At 36.7% G+C, this 20,425-nt stretch carries 17 protein-coding genes, 4 tRNA genes and 1 pseudogene; 17 read left to right on the forward strand and 5 right to left on the reverse strand.

The window, feature by feature from the left end; genetic code table 11:
* Positions 1–63: 63 nt before the first annotated feature.
* The 5 genes from RT037_RS11915 to RT037_RS11935 form a co-directional block, all read right to left on the reverse strand.
* Complete coding sequence (locus RT037_RS11915) at positions 64–963, reverse strand: 3-hydroxyacyl-CoA dehydrogenase (protein WP_313031585.1); 900 nt, start codon at positions 961–963, stop codon at positions 64–66.
* A gap of 64 nt (positions 964–1,027) precedes the next feature.
* Positions 1,028–2,935, reverse strand: coding sequence for an oleate hydratase (locus RT037_RS11920; protein ID WP_313031659.1), 1,908 nt, complete (start codon positions 2,933–2,935; stop codon positions 1,028–1,030).
* A gap of 131 nt (positions 2,936–3,066) precedes the next feature.
* A complete protein-coding gene (locus RT037_RS11925) occupies positions 3,067–3,297 on the reverse strand; it encodes an integrase core domain-containing protein (protein WP_312323152.1) in 231 nt (76 codons plus the stop codon).
* An 84-nt stretch (positions 3,298–3,381) separates the two neighbouring features.
* Positions 3,382–3,540, reverse strand: a complete 159-nt coding sequence (locus RT037_RS11930) for a DDE-type integrase/transposase/recombinase (protein WP_409456514.1) — start codon at positions 3,538–3,540, stop codon at positions 3,382–3,384.
* A gap of 87 nt (positions 3,541–3,627) precedes the next feature.
* On the reverse strand, positions 3,628–4,644 hold the full coding sequence (locus RT037_RS11935) for an N-acetylmuramoyl-L-alanine amidase (protein WP_313031588.1): 1,017 nt from the start codon (positions 4,642–4,644) through the stop codon (positions 3,628–3,630).
* A gap of 140 nt (positions 4,645–4,784) precedes the next feature.
* On the opposite strand from RT037_RS11935, the gene RT037_RS11940 reads away from it, so the two are divergent.
* From RT037_RS11940 to dnaX, 17 genes and pseudogenes are all read left to right on the forward strand, one after another.
* Positions 4,785–4,869, forward strand: a tRNA-Ser gene (locus tag RT037_RS11940).
* Positions 4,870–4,885: 16 nt separating this feature from the next.
* A tRNA-Pro gene (locus RT037_RS11945) sits at positions 4,886–4,960 on the forward strand.
* 32 nt (positions 4,961–4,992) lie between these two features.
* Positions 4,993–5,066, forward strand: a tRNA-Arg gene (locus tag RT037_RS11950).
* A gap of 52 nt (positions 5,067–5,118) precedes the next feature.
* Positions 5,119–5,193 (forward strand) — tRNA-Pro (locus RT037_RS11955).
* A gap of 168 nt (positions 5,194–5,361) precedes the next feature.
* Positions 5,362–6,765, forward strand: a complete 1,404-nt coding sequence (aspA, locus tag RT037_RS11960) for an aspartate ammonia-lyase (protein ID WP_312323149.1) — start codon at positions 5,362–5,364, stop codon at positions 6,763–6,765.
* Positions 6,765–7,565 carry a class I SAM-dependent methyltransferase gene (locus tag RT037_RS11965; protein WP_312323147.1) on the forward strand — a complete coding sequence of 267 codons (801 nt, stop codon included), beginning with the start codon at positions 6,765–6,767 and terminating at the stop codon, positions 7,563–7,565. The genes aspA and RT037_RS11965 overlap by 1 nt, the downstream gene beginning before the upstream one ends.
* 11 nt (positions 7,566–7,576) lie before the next feature.
* Positions 7,577–8,428 (forward strand): glycosyltransferase family 2 protein, encoded by an 852-nt coding sequence (locus RT037_RS11970; protein WP_313031593.1) that lies wholly within the window; start codon positions 7,577–7,579, stop codon positions 8,426–8,428.
* A gap of 1 nt (position 8,429) precedes the next feature.
* Positions 8,430–9,479: a hypothetical protein gene (locus RT037_RS11975; protein WP_313031596.1), complete on the forward strand. Its 1,050-nt coding sequence runs from the start codon at positions 8,430–8,432 to the stop codon at positions 9,477–9,479.
* A 138-nt stretch (positions 9,480–9,617) separates the two neighbouring features.
* A complete protein-coding gene (locus RT037_RS11980) occupies positions 9,618–11,948 on the forward strand; it encodes a UvrD-helicase domain-containing protein (RefSeq protein WP_313031598.1) in 2,331 nt (776 codons plus the stop codon).
* Between the two features lie 15 nt (positions 11,949–11,963).
* On the forward strand, positions 11,964–12,629 hold the full coding sequence (locus RT037_RS11985; protein ID WP_312324472.1) for an ABC transporter ATP-binding protein: 666 nt from the start codon (positions 11,964–11,966) through the stop codon (positions 12,627–12,629).
* A 9-nt stretch (positions 12,630–12,638) separates the two neighbouring features.
* Entirely contained in the window at positions 12,639–13,223 is a 585-nt protein-coding gene (locus RT037_RS11990) for a murein L,D-transpeptidase catalytic domain-containing protein (RefSeq protein ID WP_313031603.1), read from the forward strand.
* 8 nt (positions 13,224–13,231) lie between these two features.
* The gene (radC, locus tag RT037_RS11995; RefSeq protein ID WP_313031608.1) at positions 13,232–13,909 is read left to right on the forward strand and encodes a RadC family protein; all 678 of its coding nucleotides are present in this window, start codon (positions 13,232–13,234) and stop codon (positions 13,907–13,909) included.
* Positions 13,910–13,911: 2 nt separating this feature from the next.
* Entirely contained in the window at positions 13,912–14,814 is a 903-nt protein-coding gene (locus RT037_RS12000; RefSeq protein WP_313031615.1) for a hypothetical protein, read from the forward strand.
* 109 nt (positions 14,815–14,923) lie between these two features.
* Complete coding sequence (locus RT037_RS12005) at positions 14,924–15,433, forward strand: hypothetical protein (RefSeq protein WP_079666984.1); 510 nt, start codon at positions 14,924–14,926, stop codon at positions 15,431–15,433.
* Positions 15,434–15,455: 22 nt separating this feature from the next.
* Complete coding sequence (locus tag RT037_RS12010) at positions 15,456–16,067, forward strand: inorganic pyrophosphatase (RefSeq protein ID WP_079666985.1); 612 nt, start codon at positions 15,456–15,458, stop codon at positions 16,065–16,067.
* Between the two features lie 214 nt (positions 16,068–16,281).
* Positions 16,282–19,005 (forward strand): annotated as a pseudogene (locus RT037_RS12015) (sodium-translocating pyrophosphatase).
* 295 nt (positions 19,006–19,300) lie between these two features.
* Entirely contained in the window at positions 19,301–20,383 is a 1,083-nt protein-coding gene (dnaX, locus tag RT037_RS12020) for a DNA polymerase III subunit gamma/tau (RefSeq protein ID WP_313031622.1), read from the forward strand.
* The last annotated feature ends 42 nt before the right edge of the window (positions 20,384–20,425 follow it).

Genomic DNA, 20,425 nt, shown 5'->3' on the forward strand with positions numbered 1-20,425 from the left:
CAATATACGAAATTTTCGTATTATGAGTAACCTTTTTTATAATGCACTACGGGTTGAAAACTTCTATTTCAAAAAGTCTTTACCCTGAAAAGTCGGGTTGGGATATTTATAAAAACCTTCGCCGCTGGAAACGCCAAGTTTTCCGGCATCGATAAACTGATTTTTCAGCACGTTGACAAATTTCATTTTTTCCTCATTTCCTGAGCGTTCCGCTTCGGTTTTAAAAATGTGGTATACCGTTCCCAAACCAACCACATCCAAAATACCGAACGGTCCTATTGGCGAACCGGTTCCGAGCATCCAGGTTTTGTCGATGGTTTCAATGTCCGCAACGCCTTTCGCATATAAAGTGATTCCTGAACTCAACAGCGGCACCAAAAGCGTATTGAGAATGTAGCCAGGCTGTTCTTTTTTCAGTGGCAGCGCAATCATTCCGATTGATTTGGCGAATTCCACGAGTGTTGCAAATACTTCGGGATCGGTCTTTTCAGTGCCCATAATTTCCGCCGTGTTGTGTTTCCAGATTTCGTTGGCGAAATGCAAAGCGAGAAATTTTTCCGGCCTTCCGGTTTCATCCATCAATAAACTTGGCAAAAGCGTGGAAGTATTGGTGGCAAAAATGGTTTTTTCGGGGGCGATTTTGGATAAATTTCTGTAAAATTCCTTTTTAATGCCGATACTTTCCGGAATGGCTTCAATCAGCAGATCCGCATCGGAAACCGCGTCTTTAAGGTTGATTGAAAACTGCAGTTTTTGATAGGCTTCTTCCAGTTTTTCGGATGAAATCTGCAGGTCCGATTTGTATCGGGGCAGAAAAGTGTCAATCAGTTTTTTGGATTTTTCAATGGCTTCCCCATTGATGTCGTAAATGGTCACGTCATAGCCGTGCAGTGCGGATTGAAAAGCAATCTGCGAACCCAAAACGCCGCTTCCGGCTACGGTGATTTTTTTTATTGTTGTCATTTTTTTTAAATTTTAGAAAACCTTACAGGTATTCAGGACCTCTCAGGTTTTTCAGGTTAAATAATTACTCCCCTTCTTGCTTATGCTCAAAGAGACCTTTCAGTTTGTCCCACTGCTGCGCGAAAAAACCATCGTGTTCGTCGTGCGAAATTTCCGGCAGAATATGCTCGAAATAGGTATTCTTCAAAACTTTATTCAGAATTCCGCTGCCCGGAAAACCTTTGCCGTCGTTCAAAGTATTGGCGGCTTTTAACAAATGACGGATGTCGTATTGCAGCGGATTGATATCAGGTACCTGTTTGTTGCTGTCAAGAAGTTCATAAACCGCAATTCTCGCTGTTCTCACCGAACTTTCCATTGTAAAAACCACATCGTTATTGGTTTCCACAAACTGTCCGACAAGTCCGAGATTCACGCAACCATCGGGAACCACCTGTGGACGGTCACCTTTGGCACGCGGTAAAAACATCGAGGTGATATACGGCATATAAGAGGTTTTCACAATCGTATTCTGTATGATATTGTCCAGTTGATTTTCAATACCTAAATGATAGGCCAACTCTGCCAAAATCTCGTTACCGGTGCATTCCGGCATTGTTTTCTGAACGTAATTTCCCTTTTCGTCCATCAGTAAAGCATACACCCAGATTACCAAAACATCATCCGGCTGATTCGGGAAATGGGGCTGTCTGTTGCAGGTAAAACTCATCACCCAATTGCTGTCGGTAATCGAAATAATACCGCCTGTAACGGTTTTGCCTGAATATGGATCGTTCACCGAATACTCTTTCAGTTTTTCCACGAAAGCAGACGGTTTGCAGGTGAGCGTTGCCGACATCCACGCTGATTTGGAAACATCGGAATTGAATTTTTCAGGTTTGCCAAACACTTCAGATTGTTTTGCCAGATTATTCCAAACCGTCCATCCTTTTGATTTGCCGGAATTTTCTATGGTAAAATCTACCAATGGCGCCGTAACATTGTCGCCGTAGCGTGTATCTTCCGTCATAGATCCGGTAGTGACGATTACAAAATCATTTTCGCGTACGGCAATTTTCACTTCAGAACCTTTCTGTTCCGTGATAATGTTTCTGACGGTTTTTTTATCGCCTGCGATTTCGATATCCAAGTCTTTTACCACGGTTCCAAACTGAATTTTTACGCCGAGTTCCTGTAAATGTTTCCGTAAAGGCACTACGAATGTGTCATACTGGTTGTATTTTGGGAAAACCAGCGACGAAAGGTCGTTCAAACCATCGATAGCGTGAAGGAAACGGTGAAAATACAGTTTCAGTTCCAGTAAACTCTGCCAGTTTTCGAAGGCAAACATGGTGCGCCAAAACCACCAGAAATTACTTTCCAAAAAGGTTTCGGAAAACCAATCTTCAATCGTTAAATCGTCCAAATTTTCTTTCTTCGCGAGCAAAAGTTTCATCACCGCCAACTGATCTTTTTTATTGAGCCCGAATTTGCTGAAATCTTTTATTTCGCCTTTGTTGTGAATGAGCCTTGCCTTAGAATGGTTGCGGTCATTGTCGTTCACAATTCGGTATTCATCGAGCACGGAATAAGGCTTGGGAAGTTCCAAAGCGGGAATATCCTGAAACATATCCCAGAAATTTTCGTAGGTAAAATCCATTTCACGGCCGCCGCGAATGATGTATCCTGTTTCCGCGTTTCCCGAGCCATCCAAAGAACCGCCTTCAATATTGAGCTGCTCTAAAAAAGTAATATTTTCGGCAGGAATTTGCCCGTCGCGAATGAAATAATAGGCAGAAGAAAGTCCGGCGATTCCGCTGCCGACAATGTAAACTTTGCTGTCCTTAAATTTGCCGTCCGGAAGTCCGATATTTCTTTGGTAATTCCCAATCTGATCCGGAAAAGGCATTGTGTTGGTGGGTAAATTCTGTAGACGCGTTTGGCTTGCATCAGGTTGATGATTTACTTTTCTGTGATTTTCGGTTGTGTTCATAATTAATTTTTTTTTGATTAATGATGACTCAAAGGTACGACCGCAGGTTTTTATATCTTTTGACATTTGTCAAAAAAACGTCCGGAAATTGCTTCCCGGACGAACAAACAAACTATAAAGAAATGAAAACTTTATATTTCTTGAGGTGTTGAGCCGTTTTCGTTGAGATAAACTTCTGCCGGAAATCTATATTCTAAACTTTGATGCCGCCTGTTATGGTTGTAATAGCTGAAGTATCTTGCCAGTCCCCGGTAGCATTCTCGGCCATCGCTGTAGGCGTAAAGATAGATGTTTTCGTATTTCACACTGCGCAAAAGCCTTTCGATGAAGATATTGTCCAGCGCGCGTCCTTTTCCGTCCATGCTTAGGTGCACCGTTTTCAATTTTTCCACATAGGTGGTAAACAACTCCGAGGTGAACTGTGCACCTTGATCGGTGTTGATGATTTAGGGTTTTCCATACTTTTCTATGGCCTCGTTCAGCGGGTCCCTGCACCATTCCGAAGTCATCGTGTTACTCAAACTCCAGGACAGTACGAATCTGCTGTAAAGATCGATCACGGCGCACAGGTACAGGTAGCCTCCCCGAACCGGGACATACGTAATATCCGTAGCTCAAACCTGATTTGGACTTATTTTATTTAAAAATAACAAAATAACAAAATTTCGAAACGAAACGCTATCTTTTAAAACCTATTTAGAAGGGTATTTTTGCATTAAAGCTTGTAAGATAGCCCAAGTCTCCATGTCTAAGACTCCGTCTGATTTTTCAGGTCGAAAATGATACTGAAAAGCTTCTATCGTTTGCTTTGTTTGCTTGTCCCAAGCAGTTGTATTGTCAAGTTTGTATCCGAACTTATTTAACGCTGTTTGTATTTTATAAATAAATTGCGGTGTGCTATATTGTGCTAAAAAATCTTCTTCTGTAATCGTCGACAAAAATGTAGCTTTTGTTGCATCATCATACCACATACCAACTTGGTATTCATCATACAACTTTTTCCAAGGGAACATAGGTCCTGGATCTTGTTTTCTAGTTGGCGCAATGTCGGAGTGTGCAAGGATGTTAGTAGGAGGGATGTTGTAACGTGTTGCAATATCTTTAACAAGGCTAGCAACTTTTTTTACTTGCTCTTCCGGAAAACCAGGGAAACTTTTTGTTCCTATTGCATCCGTTGCCCAGCCTCCATTTACGATTTCAATACCAATTGAGATGTCGTTAAGATTTTGATCATTTCTCCAATTGCTAACACCAGCGTGATAAGCACGTTTATTTTCATCAACTAAAAGATAAATTTCGTTATCATCGTAAGAGTTTACAAGATAATGTGCACTTACAGATTGTTGCGTCAGTACAGATACAGACTTATCATTGTCCAAAGCAGTGTAGTGTAAAATGACATATCGTTGACGAAAATTTTGTGCAACTGCAGGAAAATATGTCTTTACAACTTTATAATTATTAGGTTTTGCAGCAACAATTGATCCATAACTAATGGTATTGTCATTCTTTGTAATGTCAGCAATGTTCACTTTGTAGAAGTCGGCTTCTTCTTGTTTAACAGGTGGCTTTACAACTGGTGTAGTTGGAGTTGTTGGTTGAGTTTTAGCAACTGGCTTTGGCGTTGCTGCAACTTTTTTAGAATTATTTTGAGAACCACAAGAAACTAAAGTGATTCCTAATCCTATGACATATAGTGAATTACGCATACATGGGGCTTTTATTGTGTTTTACTTGGTCAAAAATATGAAAAAAAATTACAAAAATAATTTGGTAGATATTAAAAAGTGTTCTATATTTGCACTCGCAATTCAGCAGTTAAACGATCATTAAAATTAAATAAAAGTAAGGAGGGTTGCCGGAGTGGTTAACGGAGCAGTTTGCTAAACTGTCGACCCGAAAGGGTCGCGTGGGTTCGAATCCCACACCCTCCGCACTTATATTATATTTCGGGGCGTAGCGTAGTCCGGTCATCGCGCCTGGTTTGGGACCAGGAGGTCGCAGGTTCGAATCCTGCCGCCCCGACTTTTTAAAAATAATGAGAGTAATCTCTCGAAGGGTGCGTAGCTCAGCTGGATAGAGCATCTGCCTTCTAAGCAGACGGTCACAGGTTCGAATCCTGTCGCGCTCACAAAAAACTCACAACTTGTTTGTGAGTTTTTTTATTAAAGTTTCGTTGACCTCGGGGCGTAGCGTAGTCCGGTCATCGCGCCTGGTTTGGGACCAGGAGGTCGCAGGTTCGAATCCTGCCGCCCCGACGGAAAAGCCACTTCATAGTTGAAGTGGCTTTTTTTATCGTCTTTTTGGTGGAATTAATTTTTGTTCATTTTTCTTTAAAATTTAGTTCAAAAAAAATCTACAAAAAGAAAGTTTAAAATTTTTCCCTTCTTCAAAAATATTTTAACTTTCCACTTTAATTTGATCGTATGACAGACTATAGAATAGAAAGTGATTTATTAGGAGAACTACAAGTCCCAGCGCAGGCTTATTATGGTGTGCAAACCCAAAGAGCTATTAATAATTTTAAAATTTCTGGACAGACATTATCGCAATTTCCTGAGTTTATTAAAGCTTTAGGTTATGTTAAAAAAGGTGCTGCTAGAACCAATTATGAGCTTGGTTTGCTTGATGAAGAACTTTATCAATATATTGTTAAAGCATGTGATGAGGTTGTTGAAGGTAAATTTGATGATCAATTCCCAATCGATATGATCCAAGGTGGCGCAGGTACATCTGTTAACATGAATGCTAACGAAGTTATCGCTAACCGTGTTTTAGAAATGATGGGAAAATCACGTGGTGATTATCAATTCTGTTCACCAAATGATCATATCAATTTGTCACAATCTACTAACGACGCATATCCTACAGCTATTAAGATCGCTTTATATAACATGAATGCGATTTTAGTTCAAAAATTAATGAAAACGATTGACGCATTCCGCGCAAAAGGTGTAGAGTTTAATGATGTTATCAAAATGGGGAGAACGCAACTTCAAGATGCCGTTCCGATGACTTTGGGACAAGAGTTTGAAGCCTATGCAGCAAATCTTGAAGAAGATATTTCTAAACTAAATAATAACGCACTTCTCTTTGTTGAGATTAATATGGGTGCAACCGCGATTGGTACAGGACTTAATGCGCCACCAATGTATGCAAAACGTTGTGCTCTTAACTTAGCCGAAATCACAGGAATACCGATGGTAACAGCGCCTAATTTGGTGGAAGCTACGCCTGATACAGGATCTTACGTTATTTATTCTTCTGCGATGAAGCGTCTAGCAGTTAAAATGTCGAAAATTTGTAATGATCTTCGTTTGTTAGCTTCTGGGCCTAGAGCAGGATTTTTTGAAATTAATTTGCCACCTATGCAACCCGGATCTTCAATTATGCCAGGTAAAGTTAACCCAGTAATTCCAGAGGTTGTTAATCAGGTTTGTTATAAAGTGATCGGTAACGATTTAACAGTAACATTTGCAGCAGAAGCTGGACAGTTGCAACTTAACGTGATGGAGCCTGTACTTTGTCACGCGATTATGGAAAGCAACAACTTTATGAGCAACGCTTTAGATACGCTTCGTGAGAAATGTATTGTCGGTATTACCGCTAATAAAGAGGTTTGCCTTAATATGGTCAAAAACAGTATTGGTATTGTTACTGCTTTAAATCCGTATATTGGCTACAAAAATTCAACAAAAATTGCTCAAGAAGCTTTAGAAACTGGTAAAAGTGTTTACGATTTGGTGCTAGAACATCAGATTTTAACACAAGAAAAACTAGATGCTATTCTTGATCCTGCCAATATGTTGACGCCTCATAATTTATTATAATGTCTAAACTTAAAAAGTTAGTAAAAGCTACCCAAAATATTATTAGTGAACCAAGTTTGCTCAATCTTGTACTAGATGAGAATTCTGTTCGCGAGCAAGAACATTTTCAAAAATATCCTAATCTAAAGACATTGCCACTATTGTCTTTTGACGAATTGTTAGGTGTTCCTTTGGATGCGGATGTTGATTTGTTTGTGCTAGATGGGGGCTCTCTACCAACAGATATTGCGCTTCTTAAGTCTTTGTCTCCAAATAAGAAAAACTATTTTGAGATCGGAACATGGCGTGGCGAAAGTGTTTGGAATGTTGCCAAAAACATTGACAATTGCTATACGCTTAACCTCTCTAAAAAGGAAATGATGGATTTAGGTTGGAATCCCAAATATGCCGAATTGCATGGCGTTTTATCAAAAAAGAATCCAAATATAAAGCATCTAGAATCAAATACCAAGACTTTTGATTTTAAATCTTTGAATCAAAAATTTGACCTTATTTTTATTGATGGCGATCATTCTTACGAGATGGTAAAACACGATACAGAAAAGGTTTTTGAGAATCTAATGCACGAGAATACAATTGTTGTTTGGCACGATTACGCCTACAATCCGGAGAAAGTTAGATATGAAGTTTTCAAAGCTATTTTGGATGCCTTACCGACAGAATTTCATCAACATCTATATCATGTCCAAAATACAATGTGTGCCGTTTTTGTAAAAGGGAATTTTAAAACCAAAACTTTTGAAAGTCCAAAAACGCCAGAATCATTGTTTAAAATTTCGATTAAACAGAATTCTTTTTAATAATATAAGTTTTGAAATTTCTTATCATTATTCCCGCGCACAACGAGGAAGTTTGTATTTTGCGATGTTTGGAGTCTTTGGCTCAGCAGAGTTTGCAGGATTTTCGTTGTGTTGTGGTTAATGATGGTTCTACCGATTCTACCCAAGAATTGGTTAAAAAGTTTTTACTAAAACACCCTCATTTTTGGATTAAAAATCTTCAAAAATCCGAGCATCAACCTGGTGCGAAGGTGGTCCAAACCTTCGAAAAAGGTCTTCAATACGAAGATTTATCCGATGTAGATATTATTTGCAAATACGATGCAGATATTGTTTTTCCACAAGATTATCTTTTTAAAATAAGTCAAGGTTTCGAACAAAATCCCAAATTGGGAATGTTGAGCGGTTTGGTTTATATTCAAAACGAAAAAGGCGATTGGGTTTTTGAAAATTTGTCGTCAAAAGACCATGTTCGCGGTCCGATTAAGGCTTATCGCAAAGAATGTTTCGAAGAAATGAAGGGACTTCGCGCTGTTCTGGGTTGGGATAATATCGATGTCATGTTGGCGCAGAAATCAGGCTGGGAAGTTGCAACTATTAAGGACTTGTGGGTGAAACATCTTCGTCCAACTGCTTATAAATACAAAAAACAAAAAGCTGAAAAACTTGGTGAATATTTTTACAATATTGGTTTAGATATTCCTTTGGCGACGATTTCATCTGCAAAATCAGCTATGAAATCCAAGTCTTTATCTGAGTTTTTTATTACAATTAAATCTTATTTTAAACAAAATCAAGAGCGTGTTTTGACCAACGACGAGATTCTTTATATCCGTCAACTTCGATGGCAATCCATGTTTAAAAAGTATCTAAAATCAAAATAAGATGAAGAAAATCGCTTATATTGAACTAGATACGCACGCCGAAATTGCAAAAAATTTTTACGAACTTTTTAAAGATTCCGAAATTTTTGATGTTGATTTTTATTTGTCGGAGAGAGTTTACAAATTGTTTGATGTTAAATCAAATTCTGTTAAACTTTCGGAGCCGAGTATTATTTTGAATCAACTATCAAAGCAAAATTATGATCTGGTGATTATCGGGACGGCGCACCGTTATTTCAATACATTTTTAGCGTTTCGAGCGAAGTATAATTCAGCGATTATTTGTCACAATCTTAATTTTACTAAAGCATCAAAAAGTCAATTGTTAAAATCTGTTTTTATCAAAGATTTTCGTTATCGATTAAAATTATTATTAAAAGAAAGTCTGTTATCTGCGCCATCTTTGTACCGAAAAGGTCAAAGTCTTTTGGTTTTGGATAAAACATTTTCTACTGAGAGATTTGAATATGTAGGTCTATTTTTTAATCAATTTTTAAATGATGAAAATAGAGATGAGGTTTTAAGAATTGTGGTTCCTGGAGCAGCTTCACAAAGTCGTCGCGATTATTTTCATATTTTAGAAAGTTTAAAAAATCTTAAAAATCCAACTTGTAAAGTAGAAGTTGTTTTCCTTGGAAAAGCAAGTTTTGAGATTCAACAAGCGATTGATAATTTAAAACCAATTTTAGATTCGAAAGTTGAAATCATCAGTTTTCAAGAGAAAGTTTCGCAAACTGATTTTGATGTTTGGATGCAAAAAGCAGATGTACTTTGGTGTCCTGTTCAAAAAGAAACAGAATTTTTGAGCATTCCAGAATTTTATGGAATTTCTAAAATGACAGGTAATATCGGTGATGCAATTAAATATGAAAAACAAGCTGTTTTTCCGTCAAATTATCAAACAGACTTAGATTTTATTTTTAACGAAAAAGAAGATGTTTGGTCACAATTTGAACAATTAAAACGTCATAAAAAAAATCTATTTTCTAATTTTTCAAAAGAAAAAGTTCGAGCAGAAGCTGAACAGGTTTTATTAAAAATGATAAAATAATTCTTTATTCTTCGATTTCTAAATTTTCAAAATCTTAAATCTAGAATCTATGTTTTTAAGTTTAAGAATTAGCCCATCAGTCACTTACTAATCCCATAAAAATTCCCTAATTTTGTTATCCGAAATTTTGGATACGACATGGATTATTTGAAAGGATTAAATGAGTCTCAATACGAAGCAGTTACAACATTAGAAGGGCCGTTGATGGTTTTGGCGGGCGCTGGTTCTGGCAAGACGCGTGTGCTGACGATGCGCATCGCGCACCTCATTACAAATGGTGTTGACCCTTTCAATATTTTAGCTTTGACTTTTACCAACAAAGCGGCGCGCGAGATGAAAGAACGTATCGCAAAAGTTGTCGGCGAAAGTGATGCAAGGTCGCTCTGGATGGGAACTTTTCACTCGGTTTTTGCAAGATTGTTACGTAGTGAAGTGCATTATCTTGGTTTTCCGTCCAACTTTACGATTTACGATACACAAGATAGTCTTAACGTTCTGAAAAAGGTTTTAAAAGAGATGAATATCGACTCCGATATTTATAAACCTAAAAAAGTTCTGGGACGAATTTCACAATACAAAAATAACCTGATTACAGTTAACGCATATTTCAATAATCCCGAAATAATCGAGGCTGACGAACGTGCGAATATGAAATTGATGGGCGAAATTTATCGCAAATATGTCGACACTTGTTTCCGATCGGGTGCGATGGATTTTGATGATTTGTTGTTAAGAACCAACGAGTTGTTGACGAGATTTCCAGAAGTTTTAGCTAAATATCAAGATCGTTTTCGTTATATTTTGGTTGATGAGTATCAAGATACCAACCATTCTCAGTATTTGATTGTCAAAGCATTAGCTTCAAAATTTGAAAATATTTGTGTTGTTGGTGATGATGCACAGTCGATTTACTCTTTCCGTGGTGCGAATATTTACAATATTTTAAATTTCAAAAAAGATTATCCTGACGCGCATACCGTTTCTTTGGAACAAAATTACCGCTCGACGCAAAATATCGTCAACGCTGCTAATGTTGTTATTTCTAAAAACTTACAACAGTTTAAGAAAAACGTTTTTAGTGAAAATGAAGAAGGCGAAAAGATAAAAATCTATCGAAGTCTTTCTGATGCTGATGAAGCGAATTTCGTGGCATCTAATATTTGGGAAATCCGCAATCGTGAGCAACGAAAGTTTGAAGAATTTGCGATTTTGTATCGTACCAATTCGCAGACACGTGCTTTCGAAGATGCTTTGAGAAAACGAAATATTCCGTATCGTGTGTATGGCGGATTGTCGTTCTATCAACGTAAAGAGGTTAAAGATTTAATTGGATATTTACGACTTTTAGTTAACGAAAATGACAGCGAAGCTTTGTTGCGGGTTATCAATTATCCTGCAAGAGGCATCGGCGAAACGACACAAAATAAATTGATTGTTTTTGCTGATCAAAATAATATTTCGATTGCGGAACTGCTGAGTAATTTAGGTTTTTATGCGCCAAGATTAGGACTTAATAATGGTGTTCTTAATAAATTGGGAGAGTTTTGGTCGATGATTAAAGCTTTCCAAGTGATGTTAAAACAAGATAATGTTTATAATGTTGCCATGGAAGTTTCGAAGAGAAGTGGATTAATCAAACTTCTAAAAGACGACCAAACGCCAGAAGGCATTTCGAGGGTTGAAAACGTACAAGAATTGTTAAACTCGATGCAGGGTTTTTTGGAAGAGCAACAGCAATTGGAAGATGGTGATGCTAGTTTGTCTAATTTCCTAGAAAACATTGCACTTTCCACAGATACGCAACGCAACGATGACGAGGAAGATATGGTGTCGTTGATGACGATTCACCTTTCCAAAGGTTTGGAATTCCCTGTTGTACATTTGGTTGGTTTGGAAGAAAATCTTTTCCCAAGCTTTATGAGTAGTTCTTCACGAGAAGAATTGGAGGAGGAGAGACGTCTTTTTTATGTGGCTTTAACAAGAGCCGAAAAGCAAGCCTTTTTCACATATGCAATTTCGCGTTTCCAATGGGGAAAAATTACAGATGCTGAGCCTTCGCGTTTCTTAAGTGAAATCGATTCGGAGTTTTTAGAATTTATTAATCCTGCGATGGAGCGCCGTACAATTAACCGTTCGGGACTTAGTTCTTCAATTTTTGATGAATCACCAACTTCCGAAAAACCGTTCTTTAAAAAGAAAGAAGCAAAACGTACGATTGGTTCTGCACCAAAAGAGGAGGCGGTTCCGAAAAATCTAAAACCTGTTGCAACTGCCAGAATCATTAATCCATCAGGACAATCGTCGCAAGATATCCAAGTTGGAGATCATGTAAGACATGATAGATTTGGTGTTGGAGAAGTCATTTTCTTAGACGGAACAGATCCTAATAATATTAAAGCTAAAGTTCATTTCGCGAACGAGGGCGAGAAAAATTTAATTTTAAAATTCGCAAAACTTACGAAGATTTAATTCCTATATTGCAATATGATTAAAGCTAAAAATATTCATAAATTTTATGGAAGTTTAGAGGTACTTCGCGGTGTTGATATCCATATCAAACACGGTGAAGTGGTTTCTATTGTTGGAGAATCAGGTGCTGGTAAATCGACATTGTTACAGATTTTGGGTACTTTGGATACGCCTTCTACACCCAATAAATTTGATACTTCAATTGATTTGGATGGGCAATCTTTTTTAAATATGAAAGATAAAGAATTGTCAAAATTCCGAAATCAAAATATTGGATTTGTATTTCAGTTTCACCAATTGCTTCCAGAATTTACAGCTTTAGAAAATGTTTTGATTCCTGCGAGAATTGCAAACAAAAACTTGAAAGAAGCGACAGATAAAGCGATTTCAATTTTTGAAGATCTTAATATCGAAAGTAGAATGCATCACAAACCAGGACAATTGTCGGGTGGAGAAGCGCAAAGAGCTGCGGTTGCAAGAGCTTTGATTAACTCTCCAAAAATCATCTATGCGGATGAGCCGACGGGTAATTTGGACTCGAAAAATGCAGACGATTTACATCAATTATTTTTTGATTTAAGAGATAAATACAATCAGACTTTTGTGATTGTAACCCATAACACGATTTTGGCTGAAAGTACCGACAGAAAGTTGGTGATGAAGGATGGATTAATTGTTTAAGATTAAAACATGCGTTCCTTTTTTACATTTTTTGTATTTCTGTTATTGCTTTCTTGTTCGGGTTTAAGCAAAGGACAAACGAACGCAGATTTAGCATCTAGCAAAAATGTAATTGAATTAAAAAACTTTCTAAAATCATCAAATTACAACCAAGATTTAGCTTTTTTAATTGATTTTACTAAAGCTTCGGGAGAATTTCGTTTTTTTGTTTACGATTTTAAAAATGATCAAATCCTTGAAAAAGGATTGGTAGCTCACGGTTCTGGTTCAGACAAAGGAAAAACAAAAAAGTCTCTGAAATTCAGTGATGTAGAAGGTTTTTATCGTTCGTCACTTGGTAAAAATGTTGTTGGCGAAAGTTATGTAGGCGATTGTGGAAAGTCTTACAGATTGTATGGTTTGGACGATTCTAACAGCAATGCATTTGATCGTGCTATTGTTTTGCACAAATTAAAATGTGTGCCAGATAAAGAACAAACTGATCCAATTTGTCTTATTGTGGGATGTCCGATGTTGTCTGATAATTTTTTTAAATTAGTAGAAAAGTATATTGACAATTCGTCGAAGAGAATTATTCTGTTAGCTTATAATTAATTCAAAAAATGAGTATCAAATTCTTAGCTGAAGATGATCGTCCGCGCGAAAAATTTTTACTAAAAGGTAAAAATGCGTTGTCGGACTCGGAGTTGCTTGCCATTATTATGGGAAGTGGCAACCGTGAGGAATCTGCTGTAGAATTAGCGCGACGTATTTTGGAAACTGTCGATAACAATTGGCATCAATTGAGTCTTTTATCTATTCAGGATTTGATGAAATTTAAAGGTGTTGGCGAAGCAAAAGCAATTTCTATTGCAACAGCTTTAGAAATCGGAAATCGTAAAACTTTGCAAGAAGTTCCTGATAAAATACAAATTGGTTCTAGTAATGATGCCTACAAAGTTTTTAAAGTCTTTCTTTCGGAATTAAGACATGAGGAGTTTTGGGTTTTATTTTTAAATCAAAGTAATAAAATTATACATAAATCTTGCTTGTCGCAAGGTGGCATCGCGCAAGCTGTTGTCGATATTCGATTGTTGTTTCGTTCAGCATTAGAACACGTTGCAACCAGTATTATTGTAGCGCACAATCATCCGTCAGGAAGTCTAAAACCTAGTGCCGAGGATATTAAAATAACCAAAGAAATAAAAGAAGCAGGAAAATTATTAAAAATTGAACTGCTAGATCATTTGATTCTTTCGCAAAAATCTTATTTCAGTTTTGCGGACGAAAATATGCTGTAGATATGATTAGAAAAGTAAAATATCAAGATATTGATTTTGAAAACTATAAAAAATGTTTAAACACTTCAGTACAACGGAAAAGTTATGCTTATCCACATTATCTTGATGTCGTAGCTGGTAAAGGCAACTGGGAAATCCTTGTAAAAGGTGATTACGAAGCAGTTATGCCAGTGCCGCTACAAAAAAAAATGGGATTGCAATTCGTGATTCTTCCTAAACTTTGTCAACAACTTGGTGTATTTTCAAAGATTGATGATGCTGATGCTAATCAAAAATTTTATGATGCTTTGTGTAAGTATTATGCGGTCTGGTATTATGCTTTTAATGATGTCAATATTTTAAAAACTCATTTAGTTTCAAGGAAGAATTTCTTAATTCCTGTAGGTAATTATGAGGAAATTCGACAAAAGTATTCACCAAAAAGAAAACGTAAATTACGATTAGATCAAGAAGTTTTGGAAAATTCCGAACGTATTTTGGTCACTGATTTTTCCGAAATCAAAAATTTTATTCAAAATAATAGTACTGGTGTTGAAGGCCAAGATTTGGATGAGTTTATTTTACGTTTTGAGAAATTTCATAAATTAAATTTCGTTAAGTTTTATGGTTTTAAATACCATAACAAATGGATTAATATGATCGCCATGTACGAAGATGACTTTTCGGCGATACTTTTGGGGACGTTTAATGATAAAGAATTTGTTAAACTTAGTGGTGCTTGCGTTTTGATAGACGACGCTATAAGATTAAATGTCGAACATAGAATCTTCGATTTTGAAGGGAGTGAGCTTCCAAATGTTGAAGAGTTTTTCCGTGGATTTCGCCCAGAACTAAAGCCTTACCATAGTTTTTCGAATCCTAAATCTAAAGTTATTCAAAAGGCTTTTTTCAAATTGTTTTCCTAGAATTTTCTAATTTATATTAAGCTTTTGTAAAGCAAATAACTTTTATTAAATATTTTAGTAAGAACAAGCATAATTATTATTAATTTTGCAACCTCATTTAAAATAAAAAATGTTCGACTCAGATTATTTTCCTTATGCCGTTACAATCTTGATTGCTATACCTTTTTTGGTGTTCGCAAAACAGTTTGTCTATGGCTTTCTTGACCTTAAGAAGAAGGAACTACAACTGATCTCGGGGAAATCGAATAACGATATTAAATTACAAGCATACGAAAGAATGACGCTTTTTTTAGAGCGATTAAAACCTTCGAATCTTGTCATGAAATTTGATAAAAACCTAGCCGTTCATGAGTTTTTATTTTTAGTTGAAAAAAGTATTAACGAAGAGTTTGAGTATAATGCATCACAACAATTGTATGTTAGCCAAACCTCGTGGGACAATATTTTGACTTCTAAAAATAATGTCATCCAGCTACTTCATAAGACATACGAAAATCTCAGCGAGGACTCAAAACTCGAGGATTTCAAAACTGTATTCTTGATGAATTATGTTAATGATGAAGACTATATCAGCGAAAGCATCGATGGCTTAAGAAATGATGTTAATAAATTAATTTAAAGATAAATAGTTTAATAAAATTATGATTCCAAATTTTAAATCGCATCCTTGGCACGGAATTGCTGTTGGACCAGATGCGCCAAACGTAGTAACGGTTTTTGTAGAAATCGTACCTTCTGACACGATCAAATACGAAGTAGATAAAGAAACTGGTTTCCTTAAAGTGGACCGTCCTCAAAAATTTTCTAACATTATCCCTGCGGTTTACGGTTTTGTACCAAGAACTTATTGTGATGAAGAAGTTAAAAAATTAGCTATCGAAAGAGGTTCTACAGACGTTACAGAAGGTGATCACGATCCATTGGATATTTTGGTGTTGAGCTCTCACAACATCCATTCTGGTGGACTTTTGATGGATGCTATTCCAATCGGAGGTTTCAAAATGATTGACAAAGGAGAAGCTGACGACAAGATTATTTCTGTGTTAGTTGACGATCAAGTTTACGGTCATATTCGCGATATTTCAGAACTTCCAAAAGCTGAGGTTTCTAGATTACAACATTACTTTTTGACTTACAAAAACTTACCTTTCGAACCTGCAAATTGTAGAATCGATGAGATCTACGGTGCAGATCATGCAAAAGAAGTTATTGTAGCTTCTCAAAAAGATTATGCTAAAAATTACGGTGGATAATTTTTAAAATAAAATTTCAATATTTATAGAAGAGTAGGCATTTTGTCTGCTCTTTTTGTTTTTAATGGATTTTGATTAAATTTTAATACAGATTCATTTTTAAAATTCAATAAGATTTTAAATAAATTTCCAAATTATTGTTTTTGCTTTAGTATTTGGTATTTTTTATATATTTATCAAACCAATCATATTTTTAATATTAAAACAATAAACTATGGATTTATTTTATTTAGTTCCTCTATTTGGAGTAGTCGGCTTATTGTATACTTTTTTTCAGAGTAATTGGGTTAGCAGGCAACCTGCAGGCAATGACCGAATGAAAGAAATTAGTGGTTACATCGCCGACGGTGCGATGGCTTTTTTAACCGCAGAATACAAAGTTCTCACTTATTTTGTCATTATTGTCGCCTTATTACTTGGCTTTATGGGTTTTTCGAATTCTAATTCGCATTGGTCAATCGGTTTAGCTTTCGTTATTGGTGCGGTTTTCAGCGCTTTAGCTGGTTTTATCGGTATGAAAATCGCAACCAAAGCCAATGTTAGAACAGCGGAAGCTGCCAAAACAAGTCTTTCTAAAGCACTAAAAGTTTCTTTCACAGGCGGTTCGGTCATGGGAATGGGCGTTGCTGGTTTAGCGGTTTTAGGTCTTGGTTCATTGTATCTTATTATTAAACATTTGATTGCGCCAGATGCACTGGTCAATTCTCACGAGATGGAACGCGCTATCGAAGTGCTTACTGGTTTTTCGTTGGGAGCAGAATCTATTGCGTTGTTTGCTCGTGTTGGTGGCGGTATTTATACAAAAGCTGCCGATGTTGGTGCCGATTTGGTGGGTAAAGTAGAAGCGGGTATTCCTGAAGATGATCCTCGAAATCCTGCGACTATTGCCGATAATGTTGGTGATAATGTTGGTGATGTTGCTGGGATGGGAGCCGATTTGTTTGGTTCTTATGTCGCAACGGTTTTAGCGACAATGGTTTTGGGAAGAGAAACTTTATCTGTCGATCAGTTTGGTGGTTTTGCGCCAATTCTTTTACCAATGTTAATTGCAGGTCTTGGTATTCTTTTCTCAATCTTCGGAACTTTCTTTGTTAAAATAAGTGATTCTGCAGGGCTTAATCCTTCTAAAGTTCAGAATGCGCTTAACTTGGGTAACTGGGGAAGTATTGTTATCACAGCAATTGCTTGCTACTTTTTAGTTCAATATATTTTACCAGAAAAAATGATACTTCGCGGTTTTGACTTTACTCGAAATGGCGTTTTCGGAGCAATTATCGTTGGTTTGGTTGTCGGTACACTTATGAGTATCATTACAGAATATTATACAGCAATGGACAAACGTCCTGTTAAAAGCATTGTTCGACAATCAAGTACAGGTCACGCAACTAATATTATTGGCGGAATCTCTGTCGGTATGGAATCTACGATGCTTCCGATTTTAGTTTTAGCTGGAGGAATTTATGGATCCTATTTGTGCGCTGGACTTTATGGTGTTGCGATTGCCGCAGCGGGGATGATGGCGACGACGGCGATGCAATTGGCGATTGATGCCTTTGGACCAATCGCTGATAACGCTGGTGGAATTGCAGAAATGAGCGAGCTTCCTAGTGAAGTTCGTGAGAAAACTGATATTCTAGATGCGGTCGGTAATACCACAGCTGCGACTGGTAAGGGTTTTGCGATTGCGTCGGCGGCGTTGACGGCTTTGGCGTTATTTGCGGCTTTTGTTGGGATTGCAGGTATTGATGGTATCGATATTTATCGTGCTGATGTTTTGGCGGGATTATTTGTAGGCGCGATGATTCCGTTTATATTTTCGTCTTTGGCGATTACAGCAGTTGGTAAAGCGGCGATGGCGATGGTTGAGGAAGTTCGACGACAATTCCGTGAGATACCAGGCATTTTGGAAGGTAAAGCAAAACCAGAATATGAAAAATGCGTAGCAATTTCTACTGATGCTTCGATTAAAAAAATGATGCCACCAGGTGCAATTGCAATTTTATCTCCTTTAATTATTGGTTTTGCTTTTGGTCCCGAAGTTTTGGGCGGATTTTTAGCAGGTGCAACTGTGAGTGGCGTTCTTTTAGGAATGTTCCAAAATAATGCTGGTGGCGCTTGGGATAATGCTAAAAAATCTTTTGAAAAAGGTGTTGTCGTTAATGGTGAAACTTATTATAAAGGTTCGGATCTGCACAAAGCCTCAGTGACTGGCGATACAGTTGGTGATCCATTTAAAGATACTTCTGGGCCATCAATGAATATTTTAATTAAATTAATGTCCATCGTTTCTTTGGTGATTGCACCAACATTGGCAAATATGTTTGGTGATAAAATTATTAAAGAACGTTTAGAAAAGATTGAAAACCTCAATTCTAAAATGATTTCTGGTTCTGAACAAAAAATTGAAATTATTGAAGAAAAACCATTTGTTTTAGGAACAGTAAATGCTGATGGCGACTTCGTTTACGAACTTGGAGATTTGGAAAAAGTGACATTAAATTCTGGTCAAGAAATTAATCTTGGTGCAAATAGCTAACTTTATAATTTGTATAAAAAACTTAAAGTAAAAGATGCTTGTTTGGTTGATAAAACGGCTTGGTTTACAATTGAAAATCTTTATTTCGAATCGGGAAAAAGTAATTTGAAAGCTTCGTCGGCATCGCAACTTGATAACTTAATTGCGATTATGAAAGATTTTCCTGATTTAAAAGTAAAACTCGGTGGTTATACCGATAATACAGGCGATGTCGAAGGAAATAAAAAATTATCTTTAGAAAGAGCAGACGCTGCAAAACTAAAAATGACAGAGTCCGGAATCGCTGGCGACCGTATCGAAACTGAAGGTTATGGACAAGAGCATCCAGTATGTGAAGCGAATGATACACCAGATTGTAAAGCCAAAAATCGAAGAATTGATGTCCGCGTGACAACATTATAGTTAGTAGTTTTGGAAGAGAAAGTCGACGAAAGTCGGCTTTTTTGTTTAGAGTCTGTTTAAATTTTATTGCTAAAATTTTCAGAGCTAATTTGATATGAATTTTTCGTTTGATACATGAAGATTTAACGGGCTAAATAAAATATATCAAATTAAAAATTGCCTTAACGGAGCCTGAAAATTAAGCAGATATTTTTTGTAGTAGCATTAAAGAACTCCGTTAAAATTTAAAAAAGACTCTGAGGTTAAAAATTGGATAAAGATTTTAAAATTCAAATATATTCCCTATTTTTGAGCAATGGAAAATTTCGTTGTTTCAGCTAGAAAATACCGTCCTCAAGAGTTTGATACCGTTGTTGGCCAATCTCACATTACAGATACTTTGGAGCATGCAATTGATGAAAATCAATTAGCTCAGGCATTGTTGTTTTGTGGACCTCGTGGTGTTGGTAAAACGACTTGTGCGAGAATTCTGGCAAGAAAAATTAACGAAAAATCTGGTGCTAGCGATGACGATGGTTTTGCTTTAAATATCTATGAGCTCGATGCTGCATCTAACAACTCGGTAGATGATATTCGAGAATTAACGGATCAAGTGCGATTCGCACCACAAGTTGGGAAGTTCAAAGTCTATATTATTGACGAGGTTCACATGTTGTCAACGGCTGCTTTCAATGCTTTTCTTAAAACTTTGGAAGAACCGCCTGCACACGCAATTTTCATTTTAGCAACAACGGAAAAACATAAGATTATTCCGACAATTTTGTCACGTTGTCAGATTTACGACTTCAAAAGAATCACCATTGAGGACATCCAAGATCATCTTAGAAAAATCGCTGACAAAGAAGGTGTAACTTACGAAGACGACGCACTTTATATGGTTGCGCAGAAAGCGGATGGTGCTTTGCGTGACGCTTTATCGATTTTTGATAGATTGTCAACGTTTTCTCAAAAGAATATTACTTTAGAAAAAGCGGCGGAAGTTCTTAATATCCTTGACTACGACCAATATCTTAACATTGTTGACTTAGCAAAAGAAAATAAAATTCCGGAAGTGTTAACCGCTTTTGATACCATTGTTAAAAAAGGATTCGATCCACATGTTTTTATCGCTGGATTGGGAAGCCATTTCCGTGATTTGATGATGTCGCAAAATCCTCAAACTTTAGCATTAATCGAAGTTGGGGAGAAGACCAAACAAAAATTCTTTGACCAAAGTCAAAAATGGATGGCACAACAATTAATCGACGCCATCGAAATTTGCAACTTTGCGGATATTAATTATAAAAATTCTAAAAATCCACGTTTGACTGTCGAGATTGCTTTGATGCAACTTTCGAGTCTTACAGCTGGCTTGGAAGCTAAAAAAAAAAGTTCTTAATATTAGCGCCACTTCTTCAAGCTAATCTTAAAACACCAACGA

Origin of the sequence: Soonwooa sp. (assembly GCF_032062245.1) — a bacterium.
Classification (GTDB): Bacteria; Bacteroidota; Bacteroidia; order Flavobacteriales; family Weeksellaceae; genus Soonwooa.

Coding starts and splice junctions, on each gene's coding strand:
- RT037_RS11935 (WP_313031588.1), bottom strand. CDS start 4,644: ATGCGTAATTCACTATATGTCATAGGATTAGGAATCACTTTAGTTTCT.
- RT037_RS11985 (WP_312324472.1), top strand. CDS start 11,964: ATGATTAAAGCTAAAAATATTCATAAATTTTATGGAAGTTTAGAGGTA.
- RT037_RS11965 (WP_312323147.1), top strand. CDS start 6,765: ATGTCTAAACTTAAAAAGTTAGTAAAAGCTACCCAAAATATTATTAGT.
- RT037_RS11975 (WP_313031596.1), top strand. CDS start 8,430: ATGAAGAAAATCGCTTATATTGAACTAGATACGCACGCCGAAATTGCA.
- aspA (WP_312323149.1), top strand. CDS start 5,362: ATGACAGACTATAGAATAGAAAGTGATTTATTAGGAGAACTACAAGTC.
- dnaX (WP_313031622.1), top strand. CDS start 19,301: ATGGAAAATTTCGTTGTTTCAGCTAGAAAATACCGTCCTCAAGAGTTT.
- RT037_RS12010 (WP_079666985.1), top strand. CDS start 15,456: ATGATTCCAAATTTTAAATCGCATCCTTGGCACGGAATTGCTGTTGGA.
- RT037_RS12005 (WP_079666984.1), top strand. CDS start 14,924: ATGTTCGACTCAGATTATTTTCCTTATGCCGTTACAATCTTGATTGCT.
- RT037_RS12000 (WP_313031615.1), top strand. CDS start 13,912: ATGATTAGAAAAGTAAAATATCAAGATATTGATTTTGAAAACTATAAA.
- RT037_RS11925 (WP_312323152.1), bottom strand. CDS start 3,297: ATGGACGGAAAAGGACGCGCGCTGGACAATATCTTCATCGAAAGGCTT.
- RT037_RS11980 (WP_313031598.1), top strand. CDS start 9,618: ATGGATTATTTGAAAGGATTAAATGAGTCTCAATACGAAGCAGTTACA.
- RT037_RS11920 (WP_313031659.1), bottom strand. CDS start 2,935: ATGAACACAACCGAAAATCACAGAAAAGTAAATCATCAACCTGATGCA.
- RT037_RS11915 (WP_313031585.1), bottom strand. CDS start 963: ATGACAACAATAAAAAAAATCACCGTAGCCGGAAGCGGCGTTTTGGGT.
- radC (WP_313031608.1), top strand. CDS start 13,232: ATGAGTATCAAATTCTTAGCTGAAGATGATCGTCCGCGCGAAAAATTT.
- RT037_RS11990 (WP_313031603.1), top strand. CDS start 12,639: ATGCGTTCCTTTTTTACATTTTTTGTATTTCTGTTATTGCTTTCTTGT.